Source organism: Corynebacterium sp. AOP12-C2-36 (genome assembly GCF_052379185.1).
GTDB lineage: Bacteria > Actinomycetota > Actinomycetes > Mycobacteriales > Mycobacteriaceae > Corynebacterium.
This window is the reverse complement of sequence record NZ_JBQSYJ010000010.1, coordinates 73,457-96,623: the sequence shown is the minus strand read 5'-3', so window position 1 is coordinate 96,623 and position 23,167 is coordinate 73,457. Positions and strand designations below refer to the sequence as shown.

At 67.0% G+C, this 23,167-nt stretch carries 21 protein-coding genes and 1 tRNA gene; 14 read left to right on the top strand and 8 right to left on the bottom strand.

Features of this window, described 5'->3' with window-relative positions; genetic code table 11:
• Positions 1-11: 11 nt before the first annotated feature.
• Positions 12-641 carry an oligoribonuclease gene (gene orn / locus ACT3UN_RS10325; protein ID WP_441579073.1) on the bottom strand — a complete coding sequence of 210 codons (630 nt, stop codon included), beginning with the start codon at positions 639-641 and terminating at the stop codon, positions 12-14.
• A 36-nt stretch (positions 642-677) separates the two neighbouring features.
• Positions 678-1,508, bottom strand: coding sequence for a mycolate reductase (gene cmrA, locus ACT3UN_RS10320; protein ID WP_301444133.1), 831 nt, complete (start codon positions 1,506-1,508; stop codon positions 678-680).
• A gap of 347 nt (positions 1,509-1,855) precedes the next feature.
• Here cmrA and ACT3UN_RS10315 point away from each other — a divergent pair, with 347 nt between their 5' ends.
• From ACT3UN_RS10315 to ACT3UN_RS10305, 3 genes are all read left to right on the top strand, one after another.
• Positions 1,856-3,517 (top strand): SLC13 family permease, encoded by a 1,662-nt coding sequence (locus tag ACT3UN_RS10315; protein WP_444656988.1) that lies wholly within the window; start codon positions 1,856-1,858, stop codon positions 3,515-3,517.
• A 108-nt stretch (positions 3,518-3,625) separates the two neighbouring features.
• Positions 3,626-4,789 (top strand): acyltransferase family protein, encoded by a 1,164-nt coding sequence (locus ACT3UN_RS10310; RefSeq protein ID WP_441579072.1) that lies wholly within the window; start codon positions 3,626-3,628, stop codon positions 4,787-4,789.
• Positions 4,790-4,840: 51 nt separating this feature from the next.
• The gene (locus ACT3UN_RS10305) at positions 4,841-6,127 is read left to right on the top strand and encodes an alpha/beta hydrolase (protein WP_444656987.1); all 1,287 of its coding nucleotides are present in this window, start codon (positions 4,841-4,843) and stop codon (positions 6,125-6,127) included.
• Positions 6,128-6,157: 30 nt separating this feature from the next.
• On the opposite strand, the gene ACT3UN_RS10300 is transcribed toward ACT3UN_RS10305, so the two are convergent.
• The 3 genes from ACT3UN_RS10300 to ACT3UN_RS10290 all read right to left on the bottom strand — a co-directional run bounded on the left by ACT3UN_RS10300 (position 6,158) and on the right by ACT3UN_RS10290 (position 8,085).
• On the bottom strand, positions 6,158-6,457 hold the full coding sequence (locus tag ACT3UN_RS10300) for a hypothetical protein (protein WP_301442316.1): 300 nt from the start codon (positions 6,455-6,457) through the stop codon (positions 6,158-6,160).
• Positions 6,458-6,617: 160 nt separating this feature from the next.
• Positions 6,618-7,715 carry a hypothetical protein gene (locus ACT3UN_RS10295; RefSeq protein WP_441582287.1) on the bottom strand — a complete coding sequence of 366 codons (1,098 nt, stop codon included), beginning with the start codon at positions 7,713-7,715 and terminating at the stop codon, positions 6,618-6,620.
• Positions 7,716-8,011: 296 nt separating this feature from the next.
• A tRNA-Arg gene (locus tag ACT3UN_RS10290) sits at positions 8,012-8,085 on the bottom strand.
• Between the two features lie 80 nt (positions 8,086-8,165).
• On the opposite strand from ACT3UN_RS10290, the gene ACT3UN_RS10285 reads away from it, so the two are divergent.
• The 6 genes from ACT3UN_RS10285 (at position 8,166) to ACT3UN_RS10260 (ending at position 15,406) form a co-directional block, all read left to right on the top strand.
• Positions 8,166-10,364, top strand: coding sequence for a cytochrome c oxidase assembly protein (locus tag ACT3UN_RS10285; RefSeq protein WP_301442318.1), 2,199 nt, complete (start codon positions 8,166-8,168; stop codon positions 10,362-10,364).
• A 216-nt stretch (positions 10,365-10,580) separates the two neighbouring features.
• On the top strand, positions 10,581-11,165 hold the full coding sequence (locus tag ACT3UN_RS10280; RefSeq protein ID WP_301442319.1) for a single-stranded DNA-binding protein: 585 nt from the start codon (positions 10,581-10,583) through the stop codon (positions 11,163-11,165).
• A 34-nt stretch (positions 11,166-11,199) separates the two neighbouring features.
• The gene (locus tag ACT3UN_RS10275) at positions 11,200-12,129 is read left to right on the top strand and encodes a hypothetical protein (RefSeq protein WP_301442320.1); all 930 of its coding nucleotides are present in this window, start codon (positions 11,200-11,202) and stop codon (positions 12,127-12,129) included.
• Positions 12,130-12,359: 230 nt separating this feature from the next.
• Positions 12,360-14,030 (top strand): energy-dependent translational throttle protein EttA, encoded by a 1,671-nt coding sequence (gene ettA, locus ACT3UN_RS10270; protein WP_301442321.1) that lies wholly within the window; start codon positions 12,360-12,362, stop codon positions 14,028-14,030.
• Positions 14,031-14,144: 114 nt separating this feature from the next.
• Complete coding sequence (locus ACT3UN_RS10265; RefSeq protein ID WP_444656986.1) at positions 14,145-14,648, top strand: acyl-CoA thioesterase; 504 nt, start codon at positions 14,145-14,147, stop codon at positions 14,646-14,648.
• A 29-nt stretch (positions 14,649-14,677) separates the two neighbouring features.
• Complete coding sequence (locus ACT3UN_RS10260) at positions 14,678-15,406, top strand: hypothetical protein (RefSeq protein ID WP_441582288.1); 729 nt, start codon at positions 14,678-14,680, stop codon at positions 15,404-15,406.
• 21 nt (positions 15,407-15,427) lie between these two features.
• Here the strand turns inward: ACT3UN_RS10260 and ACT3UN_RS10255 are convergent, their stop codons facing one another.
• Together ACT3UN_RS10255 and pepN are read right to left on the bottom strand one after the other, a co-directional pair.
• A complete protein-coding gene (locus ACT3UN_RS10255) occupies positions 15,428-15,817 on the bottom strand; it encodes a globin (RefSeq protein WP_301442324.1) in 390 nt (129 codons plus the stop codon).
• The gene (pepN, locus tag ACT3UN_RS10250) at positions 15,817-18,498 is read right to left on the bottom strand and encodes an aminopeptidase N (RefSeq protein WP_444656985.1); all 2,682 of its coding nucleotides are present in this window, start codon (positions 18,496-18,498) and stop codon (positions 15,817-15,819) included. Before pepN ends, ACT3UN_RS10255 begins: the two co-directional genes overlap by 1 nt.
• A gap of 124 nt (positions 18,499-18,622) precedes the next feature.
• On the opposite strand from pepN, the gene ACT3UN_RS10245 reads away from it, so the two are divergent.
• From ACT3UN_RS10245 to ACT3UN_RS10230, 4 genes are all read left to right on the top strand, one after another.
• Positions 18,623-19,264 (top strand): mycothiol-dependent nitroreductase Rv2466c family protein, encoded by a 642-nt coding sequence (locus ACT3UN_RS10245; RefSeq protein WP_444656984.1) that lies wholly within the window; start codon positions 18,623-18,625, stop codon positions 19,262-19,264.
• Between the two features lie 185 nt (positions 19,265-19,449).
• Entirely contained in the window at positions 19,450-19,674 is a 225-nt protein-coding gene (locus ACT3UN_RS10240) for a hypothetical protein (protein WP_301442327.1), read from the top strand.
• Positions 19,675-19,677: 3 nt separating this feature from the next.
• A complete protein-coding gene (locus ACT3UN_RS10235) occupies positions 19,678-19,908 on the top strand; it encodes a hypothetical protein (RefSeq protein ID WP_301442328.1) in 231 nt (76 codons plus the stop codon).
• Positions 19,909-20,112: 204 nt separating this feature from the next.
• A complete protein-coding gene (locus ACT3UN_RS10230) occupies positions 20,113-20,589 on the top strand; it encodes a ribose-5-phosphate isomerase (RefSeq protein ID WP_441582289.1) in 477 nt (158 codons plus the stop codon).
• On the opposite strand, the gene ACT3UN_RS10225 is transcribed toward ACT3UN_RS10230, so the two are convergent.
• A complete protein-coding gene (locus ACT3UN_RS10225) occupies positions 20,590-20,850 on the bottom strand; it encodes a hypothetical protein (protein WP_301444172.1) in 261 nt (86 codons plus the stop codon). It abuts the gene before it with no gap.
• Between the two features lie 263 nt (positions 20,851-21,113).
• On the opposite strand from ACT3UN_RS10225, the gene ACT3UN_RS10220 reads away from it, so the two are divergent.
• Positions 21,114-22,874: a pyruvate dehydrogenase gene (locus tag ACT3UN_RS10220; RefSeq protein ID WP_444656983.1), complete on the top strand. Its 1,761-nt coding sequence runs from the start codon at positions 21,114-21,116 to the stop codon at positions 22,872-22,874.
• Positions 22,875-23,167 lie beyond the last annotated feature (293 nt).

Genomic DNA, 23,167 nt, shown 5'->3' with positions numbered 1-23,167 from the left:
TGTCGCAGGGCTCAGACCGGGCGGGCCTCGGTGGCTTCGTCGGCGGAGATCTTCGCCTCCGCGTTGGTGGGGCCGGGGGAGGGGACGAACAGGGCCCGGCGGTAGTAGTCGAGCTCCCGGATGGACTCGCGGATGTCCGCCAGTGCGCGGTGCTGCATGCCCTTGGCCGGCTGGTTGCTGTAGGCCCGCGGGTACCAGCGGCGGGCGAGCTCCTTGATCGAGGAGACGTCGATCATGCGGTAGTGCAGGAAGCCGTCCAGGTCGGGCATGTAGCGGGAGATGAACTTGCGGTCGCTGGCGATCGAGTTGCCGGCCAGCGGTGCGGCACCGGCGATCGGCACGTACTTCTTCAGGTACTCCACGACCTGGGCCTCGGCGTCGGCGACGCTGACGGGGCTCTGCCGGATCTGCTCGGTCAGTCCGGAGTCGCCGTGCATCTTGGTGACGAAGTCGTCCATGCCGGCGAGTTCCTCGTCGGTGGCGTGGATGACGATGTCGATCCCCTCGTCCAGTGCGTTCAGCTCGGCGTCGGTGACGACCACGGCGATCTCGACGAGTACGTGGCGGTCGGGGTCGAGCCCGGTCATCTCGCAGTCGGCCCAGACGATCCGGTCGTTCTTGGCGATCTGGTTCGGTGTCATTGCGGTGTTGTCCATTCCTTCTGGCCTCGAGTTCTTCTAGTCCTGCGCCATGCGTGAGTACGCCGCTCCGAACAGCGGTGCGGTGAGGCGACGGGGCACGTAGGTGGAGATCACGTTCGCGACCTTCGACAGCCCGCCGGGCACCACGCGCAGCTTGTTGGCGGCCAGGGCGTCCAGCGTCTCGGTCGCGCAGTCCGGGTAGGTCGTCCACACGAAGTCGGGGGTCGCCCGGTCGACGATCGTACGCTCGGCGTCCTCCTTGACCTCCTCGCGCACCGGCCCCGGTGCGAGCAGGGTGCAGCGCACGCCGGTCTTCCTCAGTTCGTAGTGCAGCGCCTCGGTGAAGGTGTTGACCATGGCCTTGGTGCCCACGTAGGTGGCGTTGTTGGGGATCGCGGCGTTGCCCGCGACGGACCCGACGTTGATGATGCCGGCGTCCCCGCTGGCCACCATGCCCGGGATGACGGCGGCGGTGAGGTCGAACACCGCGGTGGCGTTGAGCTCGAACTGCACCTTCTCGTAGGACGGATCGAGCGTGCGGAACTGGCCGAAGGTGGCCACACCGGCGGAGTTGACGATGATGCTGACGTCGCGTCCCGTGAGCTCCTCGATCAGGACGCCGCGGGCGTCGGCGTCGGCGAGATCGCAGGGGCGGATCTCGACGGTGACGTCCGGACGGGAGGTGGCGAGGTCGTCGCGGATCCGCTCCATCGGCCCGCTGGTGCGGGCGACGAGCAGGAGGTTGTGGCCGCGACGTCCCAGCTCAGAGGCGATGGCCTGCCCTATTCCGGACGAGGCGCCGGTGACGACGGCGACCCTGTCGGGGCCGGGTGCGGGCAGTGCGTGGTGACGGGGACGACGGAACACGGTGATTGGACTCCTGAACGGGCTGGCGCGGCGCGGGTGTGATACCCGTCCACGTTACATGGGAGCACGGTGGCCTCCCGGGAGTTGAGGACCCGCGGCGGGACGTCCCGTGTGCTGGTGGGCGTGGTCGCGGGAGGCTGGCCGGCCTGCGGTGTGGGAAACGGGGGTGGCGACTGTGTGTTCCCCGACTCAGTTGACTACGGTAGGCGGGTCAAGCGCGCGGGCGGGGGTGACTTTTTACAACATCGTCACCCCCGCATTCAGCCCCGCCCCGCGTATCATTAGCCCCGGGATACTACCAGGTTTACCCTGGAGCTGACGTTCACTGCCCCGAGAGAGGACACACCATGTCTGCCAAAGCCGGCGAGGACGCTAAACCGTCTGAGCCTGAGAAGCCGTCGGGCCCGGTCGCTACCGAGTCCACCCAGTCCGCAGAGCCCACCCAGCCTGCCGAAGGTCCCGAGAGTGCTGAGGCCGCCGACACCGAACGGAAGTCGAACCGCAAGCGGTTCATCGGGCTGGGCGTCGGCATCGTCCTGGCCGTCCTCATCTACCTCCTCTTCCCCTCGAACGGTGCCGACCTCGTCAACGACGCGTACCCGGACGACGAGAACGGACCGTTCGAGCTCAGCACCATGGCCGTCACCGCCGCGGTGATGGTGCTCATGGGCGCCTGGTGGATGACCGGGGCCCTGCCCCTGGCCGCGACCGCGATGGTGCCGCTGGTCGTCTTCCCGATCCTGCAGGTCGCCCCCATGGGCGACGTGTCCGCCCCGTACGCGGACCCGACGATCTTCCTCTTCATGGGTGGTTTCATCCTTGCCCTGGGTATCCAGCGCTGGGGTCTGCACCGTCGGATGGCGCTGCTGGTCGTCTACGCGGTGGGTACGAAGCCCAAGCAACTCGTGCTCGGCTTCATGCTGGCTACCGGGTTCATGTCCATGTGGGTGTCGAACACGGCGACTGCCGTGGTCATGCTGCCGATCGGTATCTCGGTCCTGTCACTCACCGCCGACCGTGTCGGTGGCTGGGAGAACCAGAAGAAGTTCGCCACGGCCCTGATGCTGGCCATCGCCTACGCGGCCTCCATCGGTTCGCTGGGTACGATCATCGGCACCCCGCCGAACGTCTTCATGGCGTCCTACATGTCCTCCACGCACGGTATCGAGATCGGCTTCGCCCGGTGGATGATGGTCGGTTTCCCGCTGGCGCTCGTCTTCACGTTCCTGGCGTGGTTTGTCCTCGTCACGGTCTTCAAGCCCGAGATGAAGGAGATCCCCGGCGGCAAGGAGCTGATCCGCAAGGAGATCGACGACATGGGCAGGATCTCCCGGCCCGAGGTCATCGCCGGCATCATCTTCCTGTGCACCGCCGTGGCGTGGATCAGCATCCCGCTGCTCGCCGAGTACGTGGAGTGGTGGTCGATCACCATCGCCGACGCCGCGATCGCCATGGCCGCCGCCGTGCTGATGTTCATCGTCCCGGTCAACAACCGTGGCACCCGCGTCATCGACTGGGAGCACGCCAAGGCCCTGCCGTGGGATGTCCTGATCCTCTTCGGTGGCGGACTGTCCCTGTCCTCGATGGTGACCGCCTCCGGCCTGTCGCTGTGGATCGGTGAGATGGTCAAGGGGCTGGAGGCCCTGCCGATCGTGCTCCTGGTCGTCGCTATCACCGCCGTGGTCCTGGCGCTGACCGAGTTCACCTCGAACACTGCCACCGCCGCCACGTTCATCCCGATCATGGGTGGCGTCGCGGTCGGCATCGGGCTGACCGGCGACGGCATGATCAACGTGCTGGTCCTCGTCATCCCGACGGCGCTCGCCGCGACCTGTGCCTTCATGCTGCCGGTGGCCACGCCGCCGAACGCGATCGCCTACGGGTCCGGCTACGTGAAGGCCGGGGACATGCTCAAGGGCGGTATCTGGTTGAACATCGTCGCGGTCTTCCTCATCACGATCACCGTGTTCGCCCTGGCCGTCCCGGTCTTCGGGCTGACCTTCGGCTGACCCCTCGGCTGACCGGAGCGCCCCACCCGGGGCGTTTCCCTGTGGGGGGAGCTGCATAGTAGCGTCAGGCAGTGAGTGCCAGGCTATGCAGAGAGTGAGCGGATCGTAATGCCCCCCGAAGCAGTTTCCCCGACCTCGGGGGCCACGCGCTCGCCAGACGTCGACGCCGGCCCGACCGGGGAGGACGGGACAACCGGCCGGGTGGGTGGTGCCGGACGGATCGGCAGGGTCGGGTGGGTGGACGCAGCCAAGGGGCTGTGCATCCTGCTGGTCGTGAGCGGCCACGCGATCATCACGCTCAACAACAACGGCTACGCCACCGGCGCCTGGGAACACATCAACATGTTGATCGGCCCCGTGCGCATGCCGTTGTTCTTCCTGTTGTCCGGACTGTTCGCGGCGAAGGCGTTGTCGGAGAGCTGGCGGAAGTTCGCGGACCGTCGGGTGTGGATCATGGTCTGGCTCTTCGTCCTCTGGGTGCCGATCCGTGAAATCTGGCTGTCGCTGATCCCCGACACCAACGTCGGCCACAGCGGGGACATCCCCGCGCCGCGGGGAGCGGACCCGCAGAACTGGCTGCCGATGCTGGAGAACATCGGACGCTCCGTGCTGGGGCCACCGTCCTACCTGTGGTTCCTGTACGCGCTGGCGCTGTTCGCGGTGCTGTCGAAGCTCACACGCCGGGTTCCGCCGGTGGTTCAGATCGTGGTGGCCGGTGCGGTGAGCATGCTCAGCCCCATGGCGGGATTCGGCTGGCCGTGGAACGACATCCTCCACACCTACGTCTTCTACCTCCTGGGAATGTACGCGGCGCCGTGGATCCACCGCATGGCCCGGATGCGCTCGTTGTGGATCATCGGGGGCTCCACGGCCCTCTACACCGTGGTGGCCCTGTGGGTCGACGCCACCAACGACCACTTCCTCATCGGGCTCAACGGTCCGTTGAAGGTCTTCCTGGCCTCGGTGGGGATCATCGCGGTGATCAGTGCGTTCTCCTACATGGAGTCGTGGCGGATCATGGTGCCGTTCAGCAAGGTCGGTTCGCGGACGCTGCCGGTGTTCCTGATGCACATCATGGTGCTCGCCACGGTCATCTTCGTATTCAACCTGCTGCTTCCGGCGGACCCGGGGCTTCCGTTGCAGCCGCTGATCCTCGGTGTGATCGCGGTGGTGCTGAGCCTGGGCCTGCACAAGGTGCTCACCGCGAGCGGGTTCGCCTGGCTCTTCAGCCGGCCGCAGTGGCTGCGGCGCCGATACCTTTCGGTGGAATAAGACCTGTTAGTATCCTCATGGAATCAACCCTGACTTTTCCTGAGGATCTCTATGCCCCGCAATCCGCGAACGCGCGTGGCTGCCGCAGCAGTGGCCGCCGTCCTGCCCCTGTCCGTCCTCGGCGCGTCCCCCGCGGTCGCCGACGAGTCGTCCGTCGCTTCGGGCCAGACGTCCGCCGTCCCGACCTCGGCGTTCAGTGGCACCGCGGACATCGTCACCCGTTTTGATTCGCGCTCGGAAGCAGAGGGCGACGGCTACGTCGGGGAGTCGAAGGCAGGCTGGCGCGACTACGTCTACGACGCCGACGGTGGGGCGAGGTTCGAGCGCATGGAGGAGCTCAAGGTCACCTCCGAGGCGATGGACGGCCGTGAGATCCCGGTGGTCACCATCAGGGCGAAGAGCGAGAATGCGCCCACGATCTACCTGCTCAACGGTGCCGACGGTGGCGAGGGCGGGGCGAACTGGCTGAAGCAGACCACCGCCGTGGACTTCTACGGCAAGCGCACCAGCGACGTGAACGTGGTGATCCCGATGGCCGGGCGCATGTCGTACTACACCGACTGGCAGCAGCCGAACGACACGCTGGACACCGACGGCAACGGCAACGGCGGCACGCAGATGTGGGAGACGTTTCTGACCCAGGAGCTCCCCGGGCCGATCGAGTCGCACCTGAAGGCCAACGGCAAGCGGGCAATCATCGGCATGTCCATGACCGGGTCCACCTCGCTGGTCTACGCGCAGAAGTACCCCGGCTTCTACGACGCTGTCGGCGCATACTCCGGCTGTGCGGCGACGTCCGGACGGTTCTCCGCGGCCACCCAGCTGATCCTGGACCGTGGGAACGCCTCGTTCGAGCAGATGTGGGGTGACCCCAACGGCTCCGTCGCCCGCGAGAACGACGCCCTGGTCAATGCCGACAAGCTGTCCGACCAGCACAACATCTACGTCTCCTCGGGCACGGGACTGCTCGGTGAGCACGACGTGACGTCCGGCGACGTCCTCAACGGCAACGGGATCGGCATGATCGTGCCGATGACCGAAGGTTTTGCCATCGAGGCGGGCAGCAACGTGTGCACCCAGCTGCTGAAGTCGACGACCGACCAGGCCGGCATCACCGAGGACTCCAACAACCTCGTCTACAACCTGCACCCCACGGGCACGCACCAGTGGGCCTACTGGCAGGACGACATGTTCGAGTCCTGGCCCGTCATCGCCAAGGGGCTCGGCTTCAACGAGGACGACGCCCGCGGGCAGACCGAGAAGGCCAAGGCCGACTACCTGGAGGCCAACCCGGGCAGGGGTGCGGAAGGCTCCACGCCGACCTCGTCCCTGCAGTAGAGCCTCGGCAGCGGGGATGGCGACGCCGCGTCACGCGGTCAGAGTCACCCTGTCCAGCGCCCGTTTCCTGCACAGTTCGCATTCGCGCCGCTGGATGACCGTGAATGGAGCTGTCGCCTCCTCCTGGATGGTCTCCCACTGTCCCCAGACGTGGCGGCACTCGTCGAGTTGCTTCGCTGCCGCCTGCTGGACGGTCCGGCGTTTTCTCCCGAACCCCTCGATCGTTCCGTTCGACTTCTCTTCCATCGAGAGGACGAGCCACATCGTCAGCCAGGTGACGAGAGCGGAGATGGCTGCCGAGAGGATCATGCAGGTCAGGAACATCGCCATGGCCTTCCTGGCAGTGCGGTGGGGTTCATCATGGTGGTGGTGCGCATGGCGGTCCTCTCATCTGGTTGCTCCGGTAAAACAATCATAGGGGAGGGGACGGACATGAACGTGGTGCATGCCGGCGGCGCTGCCCTGCGCATCGAACGGAGCGTCCGGCTATTTAACCGAGCAGGTACATCAGGCCGCCTTGGGCGGTCTTGTTGAACTGGATTCTGGCGTTGTTTCCGCCACTGCAATTGGCGTAGAAGGGGTCGGTTCCGGAGTTGCAGCTCAGCGTGTACGTCTGCCCGGTTGCAGGACTGCTCGCGGTGACCGTCGTTTGTCCCCACGGTGGCGTCACTGTGGCGTCGGGGGCGACGCCCGGCTCCCAACTGCCTGGGTGCAGGGCCTGCTGTGCGACGTTCATCGCGAAACCGCAGCTCGTCGCACTGCCGGCGGTCACCGTCACACCGTCGACCGTGCCGCATTCGGTGCCTGTCTGATCGGGGGAGGCGGTGTCCGTCTGGGGCAGGTTTCCGCCGGATGTTGCGGACCCGCTGCTGTCGCCGCTGTCGCTCGTGGCGCCGGGGAGGTCCGGATTCGGACCGTCGCCCTGGTCGTCTGCGCCGTCTGCGTCGTCAGCTTCACCGATGTGGTCCAGCGCCGACCTGTCGTCGGTGGACGTCCACTGGATCTCGGCCTGCTCGGCATCGAGGTCGGAGGGGATCTGGTCGATCCTGTACTCCCATGTCTGCCCCTCGACCATCTGGTCACCCTCCAGCGACCAGCGCGACGTGACGTACTGGCCGTTGCCGCTGCGGCCGAGTGTCTTGAACACTCCGTTGTGCTCGGCACTGGTGTGGAATCCCGCCCGGCTACCGCCGCCGGTTGCGGCACCGTCGGCGAAAAGTTGGTCTGTCTCGATCAGTGACCCATCTGCTACGGCGAAGACCTTGGAGATCTTGAAGGGATCTCCGATCGCCGCGACCAGCATCTCCGGGGTGTCATCGCCGTCGATGTCGACGAGTGAGTACTCGAACTCGCCGGTCGGGTCGTAGAGCGGAGCGGCGTTGTCCTCGTCGGTGAAACGGTCGTTGTCGAGGTTGAGGCCGTCCAGGGCCTCGTTGTAGAGGTCACGGAGCTCGGCGTTTGGGTCGTCGGCATCGGTCGTGGTGTCGGTCGGCGACGTGGCGTCCGAGGTGCTGCCGGCATCGTCCCCGCAGGCGGCGAGGGTGGTCAGTGCGAGCGCTGCGACCACGGCGGTGGTGGTGCGGGTCATCGTGGTGAACAAGGTGAGTCTTTCGTGGGGGAAACGTCTTGTGGGCGATCATAAACGTTACCGCACTAAAACTCAGGTTCGGCGGGGAAAGATACCCAGGATCCTCGCCGACCCGTTGCGGTGGTGGCCGGGGTCGTCTCGCCTCGAACGGGAAGAAGCTCCGGGGTGGACCGACAGTGTGCGGCGAGCATCACCGTCCGGGCGTCCTGCGTTGCAACCCACACCGCGCTCCGGTGCTCGGGTAGCAATACGAAAGCCGCCTCCCGCACGTCCGTGCAGGTAGGCGACCTGTGTAGTGCCCCCGGCAGGATTCGAACCCGCGACCGACCGGGTAGAAACCGGTTGCTCTCATCCACTGAGCTACGGAGGCTTGCGCTAGTCATCGTAGTGCACGCCAGGCCACGGACACGGAATCGGGGTACAGGGGTCACGGCTAGTAACGTTCAGGGCATGTCCGACGCGGCCACCGCCACCGAATCAGTCAGCGGATCCCCGACAGGGGATCCGCAACGTCCGTCCCGCCCCTCCCGTCCTGCCGGACGGATCGGCTCGCCAGTCGCCATCTACGTCATCGCCGCCGTCATGGCCGGGCTCGTCGCCGCCGTCATCAGCGACGCCTTCCTCGGCCAGTCGCTCGCGGCGCTCGGCATCAGCGACCCCGGTCCCGTCACATCCTGGGGCGTGCCGTTGGTGCGGGGGACGGGCACCGTCCTGGCGTGCCTCGGCGTCGGCTCATTCCTCATGAGCGCCTTCGGCGCGCAACCGGGGAAGGACGGCTACCTCGGCCTCGACGGCTACCGGGCGTCCCGCACGGGCACCTGGGCGATGGCCGGCTGGGCGTTGTGCGCCCTGCTGCTGGTCCCGCTGTACCTGTCCGACCTCTCCGGCCAGCCGCTGAAGGACACGCTGCGTCCCGACATGTGGGGTGTCGCGATCGCGCAGGTCTCCACCGCCAAGGCGATGCTCTGGATCGCCGGCATCGCCGGCGCGGTCGCCGTGCTGTCCCTGTTGACCAGGCGGTGGATCTGGCAACCGGTGTTCTTCGTCCTCTCGGTGGCGTCGTTGATCCCGATCGCCCTCGAGGGGCACTCCGCCGCCGGCGGCAACCACGACTACGGCGTGAACTCGCTGCTGTGGCACATCATCCTGTCGGCCATCTGGATCGGCGGGCTGATGGCCCTGGTCGCGCACGCCGCGCGACGTGGCCCCTTCCTCGCCGAGATCACCCGGCGCTACAGCTTCGTGGCATTGTGCGCGATCATCGGCATCGCGGCGTCCGGCCTGATCAACGCGGGTATCCGCCTGTCGTTCTCCGAGTGGTTCACCACCGACTACGGCCGTGTGATCGTGGCGAAGGCCGTGCTCACGCTCATCCTGGCCTTCCTCGGCTTCGCCCACCGGCGCTGGACGGTGCCGCAGCTCGAGGCGGCCGAGGCGTCCGGTGTGAAGGCCACCGCCTGGTGGCGGCGTCCCTTCGTCCGTCTGGCGCTGGTTGAGATCTTCGTCATGGCTGCCACGGTCGGCGTCGCGTTGTCGCTGACCCGCATTCCGCCACCCGTCGAGGCCGTCGCCGACATCACCCCGGCCGAGCTGATCATGGGCTTCGACGTCTCCGAACCCTTCAGCCTGGCGGCGGTGCTCACCAACTGGCGCTTCGACCTGGTCTTCGGCACCGTCGCCCTGCTGCTGCAGGCGGTGTACATGTGGGCGTGGATCACGCTGCGACGCCGCGGCGTGGAGTGGAAGACCAGCCGGCTGGTGTGGTGGACGCTGGGTAACCTCGTGCTGATCTTCGTCACCTGCTCCGGACTCGGCATGTACTCCATGGCGATGTTCGCCCCGCACATGCTCCAGCACATGGCGCTGACCATGCTGATCCCGGTGTTCTGGGTGCTCGGCGGTCCGATGACGCTGCTGCTGCGCGCGCTGCGCCCCGCCGGACGCAACGGTCTGCAGGGTCCCCGCGAGTGGCTCGTGGTCTTCATCAACAACCCCGTCTCACGGTTCCTGACGAACCCGATCGTGGCGTCCTTCCAGTTCGTGGTCGGTTTCTACGCGCTGTACCTGTCGGACCTGTTCAGCGACCTGGCCTCCGAGCACGCCGGGCACCTGTTCATGATGACCCACTTCCTGATCTCCGGATACCTCTTCTACTGGGTGGTCATCGGCGTGGACGCCGCGCCGCGCCAGCTCAGCCCGTTCATGAAACTGCTGATGACGCTCGCGTCCATGGCCTTCCACGCCTGGTTCGGCATCGCGATGATGCAGATGGCGCAGCCACTGGCGGAGACCTACTACCTGTCGCTGCAACTGCCCTTCGACGTGGACCTCATGGAGCAGCAGCACACCGGCGGCGCGATCGCCTGGGGGCTCAGCGAGCTTCCCCTGCTACTGGTCAGCACGGCGCACGCGGTGCAGTGGCTGCGCCAGGACCGCAAGGAGGCCGCCCGCTACGACCGCAAGGCCGAGCGCGACAACGACGCCGACCTGGACGCCTACAACTCCATGCTCGCCGGCCTCACGGAAGGACGCGACGACGCCGCGGACGCCTACTACCGCACCGAGTACCGCAGCGAGGAGGTGCAGGGCTACGTGCACTCCGAGAAGGCCAAGCGCGAACAGCGGCACCGCGGCCCCGGCGAGTCCTAGCAGGTCACGGAATTCGCAGGGAGGCTGTGGACAACTTCCGTCCGGAACCGGCGGGGTTGTCCACAGGCGGTGAGAGGGTCGTTGACCCGGCGTGGGGACGCTGTGGATGATGGTCCCACCGGGGAAACGAGGTGGGGGACGGCTCCACCGACCACCGGGAGGCGGCCGGGGGCCGCCGCACAACCCGGGGGAGACCGGGGGAGGAGCGTGCCGGAGATGGCGCTACAGCAGATGTCCGTGACCATGACAGGCTTCGCCGCGACGCACCCGCAGCGGCACAACAACGTCAACAGGCTCGTCACCTTCCGCATGGCGTCCACGCCGAGCTGGAACGACAACGGGGAATGGAAGGACTCCGGCACCCTGTTCATCGACGTGCAGTGCTGGGGACGCCTCGGCCAGAACGTGCTGCAGAGCGTGGTGAAGGGCGCGCCGCTGGTCATCACCGGCCGGATGACGTCCTACACCTACGCCCCGGAGAACGCCCGCACGAACAACGAGGGCAAGGAGATCCTCCATACCCTCTGGCGGGTCTCCGCCTCCAACATCGGCCTGGACCTGAGCCACTCGCCGTCGACCTGGTCGCGGCTTGACCGCGTCAAGGAACCACAGACGCAGGACGCACCGGCGGACGCGGCGGCATCGAAGTCACCGTCGGAGAGCCTCGGCGGCTACGCGGCCGTCGGTGCCTCCGGCGCGTCCGGCGAGTCCGGTACTGACGGGGATGCAGGCACCGACGGCGACTCGGCACCGGTCGACGACTTCGTCGCCGCCGCCGGCGACGCGGAGCCCTCCTTCTGACCGTCCGGGGACGCGTGGCCTGAAGGTCGAGGAGGTGGCAATCATCAGGTTCATGACGACGAGCGAACTGCGTCGGACCAAGACACCGAAGAAGATTCGGGCGGCGGTCCGGGACGGGGAAATCTTCCGCCTCGCCCAGGGGATCTACTGCGACGAGGAGCCGGACGACAGGACGGTTCTCGTCGCGCTCCATGAACTCCGGGGGCTGGTGTACACGGGGAGTACGGCGATGAGCCTCTACCTCGACCGGCCCTTCCGGTGGCCCGTGGAAGCACGGTGCACGGGTCAGGCGCGTCGCTCAGAGCTCTACTCACTTCGCCGTGGCGTACCGGAGCGGATCCGGACGGCAGGTGGAATCGCACTGGTCAGTCCCCTGCAAGCCGCGCTCGACGCTGAGCTTCCCGACGGCGAACTCCGCGGCTTCCTCGCGAACGCCTACCACGGCATCGGTGCGGATAACCTCCTGGAACTGGACCTTGCGTCGCTGGTCAAGGGCAGGAAGCAGGCGGTCGTGTTGCTCGAGGGGACGCCGATCGGTGTAATGAGCAAACTGGAGCGCCGGGCCTTCGAGATCGTGAGTGAGGCGTTGGCGGACCTCCCCGTCACCGTATTGGTCAACCGGATGGTCGGGAACTACTGCTATGACCTCGTAATCCCGGAGGCGCAGGTGGCCGTCGAGATCGACAGTTTCAGGTATCACGCGGCGGAGGGGGAAGGTGTCACGCTGGGGAGCTTCGTCAAGGAGCGGTGGAAGGACAACGAGATCACCCACCACGGCTGGGTGCTGCAGCACTACACCGACGCCTGCATAAGACGGGCGGCCGAGCGCGTCGCCCGAGACATCCGGCGTGCTGTGCTTCCACGAATCAACAGGCAGTCCCCGGCGATTCCCGGGAGTGACGAGGACGCCGTCATGCGGTGGCACCCGGCGGTAGGGTCCACCCGCGGGTACGCGGCGGGTTAGTTTGAGGCAAGGGGTACCAAGTTGGACCTGGGAGCGTTGAGTTGACCAACTCAACGCTCCCAGGTCCAACTTGGTACCCGTCTTCGTCAGAACACCGGGTCCCGCCGAGGCAGGGGAGGGGGTACGCGCATCTTCGGGGAAGCGTGGCGTGGTGGGGTAGGCTCGTCCAACGTATATGCAAGGGCTTCGACGCACAGGCGCACGCAGCCAGGTAAACCGGAGGGAACACATTGGCCGAGTTCATCTACACGATGAAGAACGTACGCAAGGCTCACGGCGAGAAGGTCGTCCTCGACAACGTCACCATGAGCTTCTACCCGGGGGCGAAGATCGGTGTCGTCGGACCCAACGGCGCCGGCAAGTCCTCGCTGCTCAAGATCATGGCCGGCATCGACCAGCCGTCCAACGGTGAGGCGTTCATCGACCCGGGTGCCACCGTCGGCATCCTGCTGCAGGAGCCGCCGCTGAACGAGGAGAAGACCGTCCGCGGCAACGTGGAGGAGGGTCTCGGCGAGATCTTCGAGGTCAAGACCCGTTACGAGGCCATCGCCGAGGAGATGGCCACGAACTACACCGACGAGCTCATGGAGGAGATGACCGAACTCCAGGAGAAGATCGACGCCGCCGACGCCTGGGAGCTCGACTCCAAGATCGAGCAGGCGATGGACGCCCTGCGCTGCCCGGCGCCCGAGGAGATGGTGACCCACCTCTCCGGTGGTGAGCGTCGTCGCGTGGCCATGGCGAAGCTGCTGCTCAGCGAGCCGGACTTGCTGCTGCTGGATGAGCCGACCAACCACCTGGACGCCGAGAGCGTGCTGTGGCTGGAGAACCACCTGGCCAACTACAAGGGCGCGGTCCTGGCCGTCACCCACGACCGCTACTTCCTGGACCATGTCGCGCAGTGGATCTGCGAGGTCGACCGCGGAAAGCTCTTCCCCTACGAGGGCAACTACTCCACCTACCTGGAGACCAAGGCCGAGCGTCTCGAGGTCGCGGGCAAGAAGGACCAGAAGCTGCAGAAGCGCCTCAAGGAGGAGCTGGCGTGGGTCCGCTCCGGGGCGAAGGCACGCCAGGCCAAGAACAAGGCCCGTCTGCAGCGCTACGAGGAGATGGCGGCGGAGGCCGAGCAGTACAAGAAGCTCGACTTCGAGGAGATCCAGATCCCGACTCCGCCGCGCCTGGGCAACCAGGTCGTGGACGTGAAGAACCTGACCAAGGGCTTCGACGGTCGCACGCTGATCAAGGACCTGTCCTTCACCCTGCCGCGTAACGGCATCGTCGGAGTGATCGGCCCGAACGGTGTCGGTAAGTCCACGCTGTTCAAGACCATCGTGGGTCTGGAGCAGCCGGACGCCGGCGAGGTGCAGGTCGGCAAGACCGTGGAGCTGAGCTACGTCGACCAGAACCGGGAGAACATCGACCCGGAGAAGACCGTCTGGCAGATCGTCTCGGAGGGCCTGGACTACATCATCGTCGGCCAGAACGAGATGCCCTCGCGTGCCTACCTGTCTGCCTTCGGATTCAAGGGCGGCGACCAGCAGAAGCCGGCGAAGGTGCTCTCCGGTGGTGAGCGCAACCGCCTGAACCTGGCGCTCACGCTGAAGATCGGCGGCAACCTGATCCTGCTGGATGAGCCGACGAACGACCTGGACGTCGAGACCCTGAGCTCGCTGGAGAACGCCCTGCAGAAGTTCCCGGGCTGTGCGGTGGTCATCTCCCACGACCGTTGGTTCCTGGACCGTACCTGCACCCACATCCTCGCGTGGGAGGGCAACTTCGCCGAGGGCCAGTGGTTCTGGTTCGAGGGCAACTTCGAGGACTACGAGAAGAACAAGGTCGAGCGACTCGGTGCGGACGCCGCCCGACCCACCCGGGTAACACATCGCCGGCTTTCCCGATAGAATCCTCTACGAGACAAAACAGGACAACTGCGGTTCCCGCTTCTCGGGCGGACCGTTCAGGCGGGGCCTCAGCGTCACATGCTGGGGCCCCGCCCTCGTAAGGAGAAGACTTCGATGCCTTTCGTTGACCACGAGGCCACCGATGCCCGCTACCACAGCACATGGGTGAACCTCCGCTGGTCTGACTTCGACCAGTTCCAGCACGTCAACAATGCGGCGTACCTGGAGTTCTCGCAGGACGCGCGGATCGACTTCGTGCGCGACGTCCTCACGGAGATCGACATGTCGATCCCGGCGTTCGTGGTCCGGTGGGCGTCGGTGGACTACCAGAAGTCCGTGTCGTCCAGCGAGGTCGCGGTGGTGGTGGAGTCGTTCATCTTCCAGGTGGGCGTGAAGTCGTTCAAGATGCGCCAGTACATCCGCAACGGCCAGCACCGTCTGGTGGCGGTGGTGGACACGGTGAACGTGGGCGTGGACCCGATGTCCGGCAAGACCAGGGAGTGGACGGAACACGACCTGAAGGTCATCGACACCTTCCTCATCCCGCTGAACGAGGAGGAGGCCGCGGTCGACGGCACGCGCGACGGCGGCACCGTGGTCGGCGGGCGCCAGCGCTAGCCGGCGGGCGGACCGATACCCTGGCAGTCATGGTGCTCAACTTCCCCGGCTCCTCGCAGGACGCCCAGCTCACCCTGACCCTCACCCGCCCGGCGGACGTGCAGGCCGCCGCGCTGCGCCGCACGGCGGCCGTGGCGTCCCGCGTGCTGCGCATGGACACCGGCGCGATGGCGCGGGTGGTGCAGGTCGGCGACGAGATGTCGGACGTGATCTTCTCCACGCCGCTGGGGTGCATCGTCGCCGAGCGGATCCACGCGGTGCCCTCGGTGCCGGACGCGGTGGTGCTGGCTGAGCCCGTGCCGCGGCTGCTCGCCGGGGCGGTGGAGAGCCCCACGCGTGGGACGGTGAGTCTCGGCGGGGTGGTGTCGTTGCTGTGGACGGGGACTGCGCCGCCGGCGACGGGGTTCCGGTTGATCGACACGGTCCCGGCCGCCGACGTGCGCTCCCTGTTCGAGGGCATGCAGCGCGAGGCGGACGAGCACTCCGGGCCGGCGGGGTTGCCGCCGTCGCTGCTGGACCAGCCGCTGCTGCGTCTGACCGGTGATGCAGACGATGCCGGGGCGGTGGAGATCGCCGGACGCGTCGTCGCGGCGTTGGGGGCCCTGGGCCTGGTGGTGGAGCCGCGCCGCGAGGACCTGCGCGCCCACGACCTGATCCGGGTGAGCGCGACAGGCTCGTGGATCCGTATCGACGCGTTGTTCGGCACCGCCTACGTGCCGCGCCCGGGCGGGCTGGCGCGCATCCCGTCGCCGCGCTAGCGGCGTCCTGCAGCTCGTCTACTACAGCTTGTTGACGAGCATGTCGGCCACGCGGACCATGTGCTCCCACATCGCCGCGCGCGGGGCCTCGGGAAGGTCCTCGTCGCTGACGGTGTCCAGGGCGTTGCCCATGAGCACCAGCCAGCGCTCGCGGGCGGCGGCGTCGATGGGGAAGTGCATGTGGCGCATGCGCAGGCGCGGGTGGCCGCGGTGCTCGGTGAACGTCTGCGGCCCGCCCCAGTACTGCACGAGGAACCACCGCAGGCGGTCCTCGGCGCCGGCCAGGTCGTCGGCGGGGTACATGGGACCGAGGATGTCGTCGTCGGGGATCTGCCGGTAGAACTCGTGCACGATCCGGCGGAAGATCTCCTCGCCGCCGACGGCCTCGTAGAAGCTGCTGGGTTGAGTCATCAGCGGGCGTCGAAGGCCCGGGCCGTGGCGGCGCGGTCGGCGCGCGACAGGCCCTCGGACAGGACGCGGCGCAGGCCGGCCGGGGTGGACTCGTCGGCGGCGGTGGAGCGCAGGTCGTCGGCGACGTCCTCGTAGCCGGCCCAGGAGGGGAACAGCCCGTCGAGGGTGCGCAGCGCCATCTCGGACGACAGGTTCTCCCACATCTCCACGGCACGCTGCACGTACTCCGGGCCGAAGGGGGAGAGCAGCTCGCCCTGGCCGACGTGGGTCAGCCCGCCCATCATGAAGCGCAGCTCCAGGTTGCCGAGCTCACGCCCGTTGAGGGTGATGGCGTTCCAGGCGTTGCGCTTGACCTCGATGTCGGGGCGGGCGATGCGAGCCTTCATGGCGTTCATGCGTCCGGACGACGACAGGTCGGCCTGCTCCTCGTCCTCGACGAGTTCGGCGGCGTCCTCGTCGGGCAGCACGTCGACGGCGCCGACGAGGGCGGTGATCAGGCGCCAGCGCAGGTCCTGGTCCACGGTGAAGCCGGGCAGCAGGTCGCCGGCGGACACGTCGCCGATGCCGAGCAGCCCGGAGATCCAGACGGTCGACTCGGCGTCCTGCGCGGCGTTGGCGTAGGCGCGCACGAACGCCAGGCGTGCCTGGCCCTCGGTGCGTTCGGCACCGGCACGCAGCCCGGCGAGCAGCTGGGCGCGTCCTTCCGGACGCCACGACGGTGCCGCGTAGTTCTCGACGGCGCCGATGGCCTGCGCGAGGATCTGCTCGAGCACGCCGAGCTGCGTCTCCGCCCAGGCGCCGCGCACGACGAGGGCGACGAAGTCACGGGCGCGCATCTGGGCGTTGCGGGTCATCTGCCACGCCGCCGACCAGATCAGCGAGCGGGCCATCGGGTCGGCGATGCCGGCGATGTGCTCCACGGCGGTGGCCAGGGAGTCCTCGTCGAGGGCGAGGAAGCCGTAGGCGAGGTCGTCGTCGTTGACGAGCACCAGGTCGGCCTTCTTCTCGCCGACGAGCTCGGGGACGTCGGTGGACGCCCCGGCGACGTCGGTCTCCACGCGGCGGCGCAGGACGACCGACGCTGCGTCCTCTTCGTCCTGCAGGTCGTAGAGGCCCACCGCGAGGCGGTGGGTGCGGGTCTCGCCGTCGCCCGGGGCGGCGCCGGACTGGGTCACGGCGAAGGAGGAGTAGGTGCCGTCGGTAACCTCCGTCTCCGTGCCGAGGGTGTTGATGCCGGTGGTCTTGAGCCACTGGTCGGCCCAGTCGGACAGGTCGCGCCCGGAGGCCTTCTCCAGTGCACCGAGCAGGTCGTCGAAGGTGGCGTTGCCGAAGGCGTGGTTGACGAAGTGCGCGCGGATGCCGGCGAAGAACGGCTCCAGGCCCACGTAGGCGGCGAGCTGCTTGAGCAGCGAGGCGCCCTTGGCGTAGGTGATGCCGTCGAAGTTGGCGTCGACCTCGACCAGGTCGTTGGCCCCGGAGAACACCGGGTGGGTCGAGGGCAGCTGGTCCTGCGCGTACGCCCAGGACTTCTCCTTGTTCGCGAAGGTCACCCAGGCGGTGTCGTAGGACGTGGCGTGGGTCTGCGCCATCGCCGAGGACCAGGTGGCGAAGGACTCGTTGAGCCACAGGTCGTCCCACCAGCGCATCGTCACCAGGTCGCCGAACCACATGTGGGCGAGCTCGTGCAGGATCGTGTCCGCCCGACGCTCGTACTCGTAGTGGCTCGCCGCCGAGCGGAAGACGTACTCGTCGCGGATGGTCACGCAGCCGGCGTTCTCCATCGCGCCCATGTTGTACTCGGGGCAGAAGATCTGGTCGTACTTGTGGAACGGGTAGGCCACCCCGAAGTTCGCCGCGTAGTAGTCGAAGCCGGACTTGGTGACGTCGAACAGGACGTCGGCGTCGAGGTACTCGGCCAGCGACTGGCGCACGAACAGGCCCAGCGGCACGGTGATCTCGCCCTCGGGCACCAGGCGGGTGTCGGTGACGCCGGCGACCTCGGCGGTGGGGGTCAGCGACCCCGTCCACGAGTCGGTGACGTGGTACCAGGGGCCCACGCAGAAGGCGATGAGGTACGTCGACAGCGGGTAGTCCACCACCGCACGGTGGGAGGTCTCCCCGGTCTTCTCGCCGCCGGTGGTGGTGGTCTCCACGGAGTTGTTGGTGACCACGGTCCACGTGGTCGGCGTGTGGACGGTGACCTCGTAGGTGGCCTTGATGTCCGGCTGGTCGAAGCAGGCGAAGACGCGCTTGGCGTCCGCCGCCTCGAACTGGGTGTACATGTACACCTCGCCGTCCGCCGGGTCGAGGAAACGGTGCAGCCCCTCACCGGTGGCGGAGTACAGCGACTCCGCGACGATGGTCAGTTCGTGACGCCCCGCGGTCAGGTCGGTGAGCTGGAGGCCACGGGCCTCGTCGTAGCGACCCTCCCCGTCCCCGGGCAGGGCCAGGGGCAGGATGTCCGCACCGTCCAGGTCGACGGTGGTCACCTCGTCGGCGCGCAGGTCGATGAAGGTGGACCCTGCCGTGGTGGCGGTGAAGGTCACGGTGGTCACCGACGAGAACGTCTTGTGGTCCATGTCCCCGCCCTCGGTGAGGTCGAGGTCGATGGCGTAGTGGACGTTCGTGATCAGGTCCGACCGCTCGGCAGCCTCGGATCGGGTCAGGTTGGTTGAACTCATAGGGGACCACGATAGTCGGCGTGGACCGTCCTGTCCGGACATGGGTCGGTTCGGGGGCGCGTATTCTCAGTGGGGCGATCAACGACATGCATGCCAGGCACACGCCAGACAAGGAGTTGCACACATGAGCACCAGCACCACACCGGTCACCCTGTACTTCGACGCGACCTGTCCCTTCGCCTGGGTGACCAGCAGGTGGATCAAGGAGGTCGAGGCCGTGCGCGACATCGACGTGACCTTCGCCCCGATGAGCCTGGCCGTGCTGAACGAGGGCAAGGACATCCCCGACGAGTACGCCGAGCGCATGACCGCGGCGTGGGGCCCCGCGCTCGTCGCGGCGGCCGTCTACACCCGTGAGCCGGAGAAGGTCGACGCGCTCTACACCGCCCTGGGCACCCGCATCCACGACCAGGGACAGGGAGGACGCACCGGCGACGGTGCCTACGACGACCTCATCGCCGAGGTCCTGGAGGAGGTCGGCCTGTCGGCCGACTACGTCGACGCCGCGCATTCGCGCGGTGACTCGCCGGAGGCCTGGGAGCCGACGTTGCGCAGCTACCAGTCGACGGCGATCGCCAAGGTCGGCGACGACGTGGGCACGCCCGTCGTCGAGCTGGACGGACGGGCGTTCTTCGGCCCGGTGCTCACCCGGGCGCCTCGCTCGGAGGAGGCGGGGAAGATCTTCGACGCTGCGGTGACCCTGGGTAGTTACGAGCACTTCTTCGAGCTGAAGAAGTCCCGCACCGAGGACCCCAGCGCGGAGTAAGTCGCCAGGGGGCCTGCTCTCAGGTACCCCCGGGGGTGGGGCGGTCCGGGAAACGTGTAGTGGTTAGCGTTCCTTGTGGATAGTATCTGCCGTATCGGCAGTTCACGGCGCGGCGCGGTGTCGTCCGGTGCCGAGTAGCTCTCCTCTTCCTTTCCGCACCACCACACACAAGGGATAAGAACACCATGGGTTCACTTTCAGACTTCACCGACATCATCAGCGAGGTCCTGCAGATCACCCTCGGCCTGATCCGGGGCGATCTCACCGTGCTGAGCACCGAGGGCTCCCTCGAGGGCGTCTTCGACACCAGCAGCGAGTGGGACCTGACCGGTTCGCTGTCCGACATCACCGGCTCGCTGGCCGAGGGTGACGCCATCTCCGGTTCCCTGGGCGACGGCGCAGAGGGCTAGGCCATGCCTGAGATTATCGGGTCCATCTGGGAGTTCATCCAGCTCATCACCGGCATCCTCGGCGGGGACAACTCCGTGCTGAGTACGGACGGCTCGCTTGCCGGTGACGAGACCGCCGGCGAGATCGGCGGCAGCCTCGTCGGCTCCATCGTCGGTTCGCTCGGTATCGAGGACGAGCTGCCGGGAACCTTGCCCCAACTGATCGGCTCCCTGGGCGAGGAAGTCGTTGGCTGAGTGACGTTCCCCCACTCCTCGCCGTAGGGCCGTAGGGGAGGGGCGAACATCGAGCGTGGGATGGCTGAATCATCGGATTCAGCCATCCCACGCTCGATTTCTGTCCCTTCGGCGCACCCCGGGTTGAGGGGTGCCGGTGTTATCCGGGGTGCAACTACCGGTGTTGTCCACTGTCGGGGGCCGCCGTCGGATAAACTCAGGGCCATGCGTATTTACCTCGGTGCTGACCATGCCGGATTCGAGATGAAGAACGTCATTGCGGACCACCTCAAGGAGGAGGGGCACACCGTCATCGACTGTGGCGCCCACACCTTCGACCCTGAGGATGACTACCCCGCGTTCTGCATCGAAGCCGCGCGCAAGACCGTCGACGACAAGGGCTCCCTGGGCATCGTGCTCGGCGGCTCGGGCAACGGTGAGCAGATCGCCGCCAACAAGGTCGTCGGCGCCCGCTGTGCCCTGGCCTGGTCGGTGGAGACCGCCAAGCTGGCCCGCGAGCACAACAACGCCCAGCTGATCGGCATCGGCGGGCGGATGCACTCCGAGGAGGAGGTCCTCGACATCGTCGACGCCTTCATCTCCGAGTCCTGGTCGGGCGTGGATCGCCACCAGCGGCGCATCGAGATCCTCGACACCTACGAGCAGACCGGCCAGACCCCGGGGATCCCGGACGCCAAGTAGTCAGGATGACGTCGGGCCCTCCGGGTCCTGACTCTCCTGTGCCTGACCCTCCTGGGCCCGGCGTTGGCGTCCGGCGTTCCAGTCCTTGACCTCCTGGGAGTCCCAGAGGGTCAGGCCGTGGTGTTTGGCGGCCGGTTCGGGGGCCCGGCCGCGACCTGCGTAGCTGGTGAAGGTGCCGCGGGACGTCCCGGCGTGGTCGGCGCACTCTGAGGCCGTCCACAGCTCGCGACCGCTGTCCGCGTCGATGATGGTGGGCTTCATGGACGCTTACGGTACTTTTCCTTTGACAATTGGGTGGCCTCAACGCCATATCCGACCACCCATGCCGGACAAAGGTGCTGTTGAGGTCATTCTTGCCCCGGGGGCGGCGCATGACGGGGGTAACCGCAAGGCGGAACTTTAGTTATCCACACATGATCGTCCGGGCTGGGCGGGGTGATGAACCTCTCCGTGCAGGGTTGCGCGCACCGGCATAGTGTCGGAGAGGTAGTCAACGACAATTCTCATGTACAGGAGTGGCCCACATGGCTCGCAATTACGCGGAACAGCTCGTCGCAGCCCTGGAGGCTCAGGGCGTTCGTAGAATCTTCGGTCTCGTCGGAGACAGTCTCAACCCGGTGGTGGACGCGGTCAAGCGCAGCAGCATCGAGTGGTTCCACGTGCGTAACGAGGAGGCAGCCGCCTTTGCCGCGGGTGCGGAGTCCGAGGTCACCGGCAACCTCGCGGTCTGCGCCGGCTCCTGCGGTCCCGGAAACACCCACCTGGTGCAGGGGCTCTACGACTCGCACCGCAACGGCGCGAAGGTGCTGGCCATCGCCAGCCACATCCCTTCGCAGTTCATCGGGTCGCACTACTTCCAGGAGACCCACCCGGAGGCGCTCTTCGCCGAGTGCTCCGGCTACTGCGAGATGGTGAACTCCGCGACCCAGGGAGCCACGATCCTGCACCACGCGATTCAGTCGACGATGGCAGGCAACGGTGTGTCCGTCCTCGTCCTGCCGGGCGACATCGCCAGTGACGAGGCGGTGGACTCCCCGCAGCTGGAGTCGGCCATCGCCGCGGAGCGTCCTGCCGTGCACCCGGCCAAGAGCGAACTGGTCGCGCTCGCCGCGGCGATCAACAAGGCCAAGAAGATCACGATCTTCGGCGGCGCGGGCTGCAAGGACGCCCGCGAGGAGGTCTTCGCCCTGGCGGAGAAGATCAAGGCCCCGGTCGGCCACGCCTACGGTGGCAAGGAGTACCTGCACTACGACAATCCCTACGACGTGGGCATGTCCGGCCTGCTGGGCTACGGTGCCTGCTCGGAGGCCTTCGACGAGGCCGACCTGCTGATCCTGCTGGGCACGGACTTCCCGTACACCGAGTTCCTCCCGCGCGACACCGACACCGCGCAGGTGGACATCAAGGGCCGCAACATCGGACGCCGCACCACGGTGAAGTACCCGGTCACCGGTGACGTCGCCGCGACGATCGAGGACCTGCTGCCGTTGCTCGACGAGAAGGACGACTCGTCCTTCCTGTCCTCGATGCTCGCCGCGCAGGAGAAGAACCTGCGCCACGTCATCGACGCCTACACGAAGAACATCGAGAAGCACGTCCCGCTGCACCCGGAGTACGTCTCCTACGTGCTCGACGAGCTCGCCGACGACGATGCGGTCTTCACCGCCGACACCGGCATGTGCAATGTGTCGCACGCCCGCTACGTGACGCCGACCGCCAACCGCAAGCTGCTGGCGTCCTTCCGGCACGGGACGATGGCCAATGCTCTGCCGCAGGCCATCGGTGCGGCCGAGGCCGTGGAGGGCAAGCGTCAGGTCGTGGCGATGTGCGGCGACGGTGGCCTGGGCATGCTCATGGGTGAGCTGCTCACCCTGAAGCTGCACCAGGTGCCGCTCAAGGCGATCGTGTACAACAACTCCACCCTGGGCATGGTGAAGCTGGAGATGCTTGTGGCCGGCATGCCCGACTTCGGCACCGACCACGAGAAGGTCAATTACGCCGACATTGCCGAAGCATGCGGCATCAAGTCCTTCCGCATCGAGGATCCGAAGGACGTCCGCCCGGTGCTCGCCGAGGCGCTCGCCTACGACGGTCCGGTGGTCGTCGACGTGGTCACCGACCCGAACGCACTGTCCATCCCGCCGGAGATCTCGCTGGAGCAGGTCGCCGGTTTCGCCCGCGCGGCCACCCGCACCGTGCTCGAGGGCGGCGTGGGCAAGATGTTCACCATGGCGAAGTCGAACCTGCGCAACGTGCCGCGCCCGTCCGGCTTCAAGGGCCTGTAGGACGCCGAAAACTCCCTTCCGACTCTGGTCGGAGGGGGTTTCTCCGTGGAGGGAATGACGGGAATCGATCCCGCGTCTCTAGCGTGGAAGGCTGGCCCTCGCGTGCACTCTCTAGGGGCCGGGGCCGACGTTGCAAGTCGTGCGGGCTGGAGGATGATCTTCGCGTCGACCAGATCGGCCACCTGAGCGCTGTCGCCGTTGGTCGCGGTTCAGGCAGCGTCAGCCTGGTGGTACTGGTTGAGTTGCTGGGCCATGCAGTCGTATCAGCCTTTTGGGTTTTCACGGCTTCGTCG

What these genes read in the sequence shown, in the direction of transcription:
- orn (WP_441579073.1), bottom strand. Translation starts at nt 641, where the DNA reads ATGACACCGAACCAGATCGCCAAGAACGACCGGATCGTCTGGGCCGAC.
- ACT3UN_RS10315 (WP_444656988.1), top strand. Translation starts at nt 1,856, where the DNA reads ATGTCTGCCAAAGCCGGCGAGGACGCTAAACCGTCTGAGCCTGAGAAG.
- ACT3UN_RS10310 (WP_441579072.1), top strand. Translation starts at nt 3,626, where the DNA reads ATGCCCCCCGAAGCAGTTTCCCCGACCTCGGGGGCCACGCGCTCGCCA.
- ACT3UN_RS10305 (WP_444656987.1), top strand. Translation starts at nt 4,841, where the DNA reads ATGCCCCGCAATCCGCGAACGCGCGTGGCTGCCGCAGCAGTGGCCGCC.
- ACT3UN_RS10300 (WP_301442316.1), bottom strand. Translation starts at nt 6,457, where the DNA reads ATGGCGATGTTCCTGACCTGCATGATCCTCTCGGCAGCCATCTCCGCT.
- ACT3UN_RS10295 (WP_441582287.1), bottom strand. Translation starts at nt 7,715, where the DNA reads ATGACCCGCACCACCACCGCCGTGGTCGCAGCGCTCGCACTGACCACC.
- ACT3UN_RS10285 (WP_301442318.1), top strand. Translation starts at nt 8,166, where the DNA reads ATGTCCGACGCGGCCACCGCCACCGAATCAGTCAGCGGATCCCCGACA.
- ACT3UN_RS10280 (WP_301442319.1), top strand. Translation starts at nt 10,581, where the DNA reads ATGGCGCTACAGCAGATGTCCGTGACCATGACAGGCTTCGCCGCGACG.
- ACT3UN_RS10265 (WP_444656986.1), top strand. Translation starts at nt 14,145, where the DNA reads ATGCCTTTCGTTGACCACGAGGCCACCGATGCCCGCTACCACAGCACA.
- ACT3UN_RS10260 (WP_441582288.1), top strand. Translation starts at nt 14,678, where the DNA reads ATGGTGCTCAACTTCCCCGGCTCCTCGCAGGACGCCCAGCTCACCCTG.
- ACT3UN_RS10255 (WP_301442324.1), bottom strand. Translation starts at nt 15,817, where the DNA reads ATGACTCAACCCAGCAGCTTCTACGAGGCCGTCGGCGGCGAGGAGATC.
- pepN (WP_444656985.1), bottom strand. Translation starts at nt 18,498, where the DNA reads ATGAGTTCAACCAACCTGACCCGATCCGAGGCTGCCGAGCGGTCGGAC.
- ACT3UN_RS10245 (WP_444656984.1), top strand. Translation starts at nt 18,623, where the DNA reads ATGAGCACCAGCACCACACCGGTCACCCTGTACTTCGACGCGACCTGT.
- ACT3UN_RS10240 (WP_301442327.1), top strand. Translation starts at nt 19,450, where the DNA reads ATGGGTTCACTTTCAGACTTCACCGACATCATCAGCGAGGTCCTGCAG.
- ACT3UN_RS10235 (WP_301442328.1), top strand. Translation starts at nt 19,678, where the DNA reads ATGCCTGAGATTATCGGGTCCATCTGGGAGTTCATCCAGCTCATCACC.
- ACT3UN_RS10230 (WP_441582289.1), top strand. Translation starts at nt 20,113, where the DNA reads ATGCGTATTTACCTCGGTGCTGACCATGCCGGATTCGAGATGAAGAAC.
- ACT3UN_RS10225 (WP_301444172.1), bottom strand. Translation starts at nt 20,850, where the DNA reads ATGAAGCCCACCATCATCGACGCGGACAGCGGTCGCGAGCTGTGGACG.
- ACT3UN_RS10220 (WP_444656983.1), top strand. Translation starts at nt 21,114, where the DNA reads ATGGCTCGCAATTACGCGGAACAGCTCGTCGCAGCCCTGGAGGCTCAG.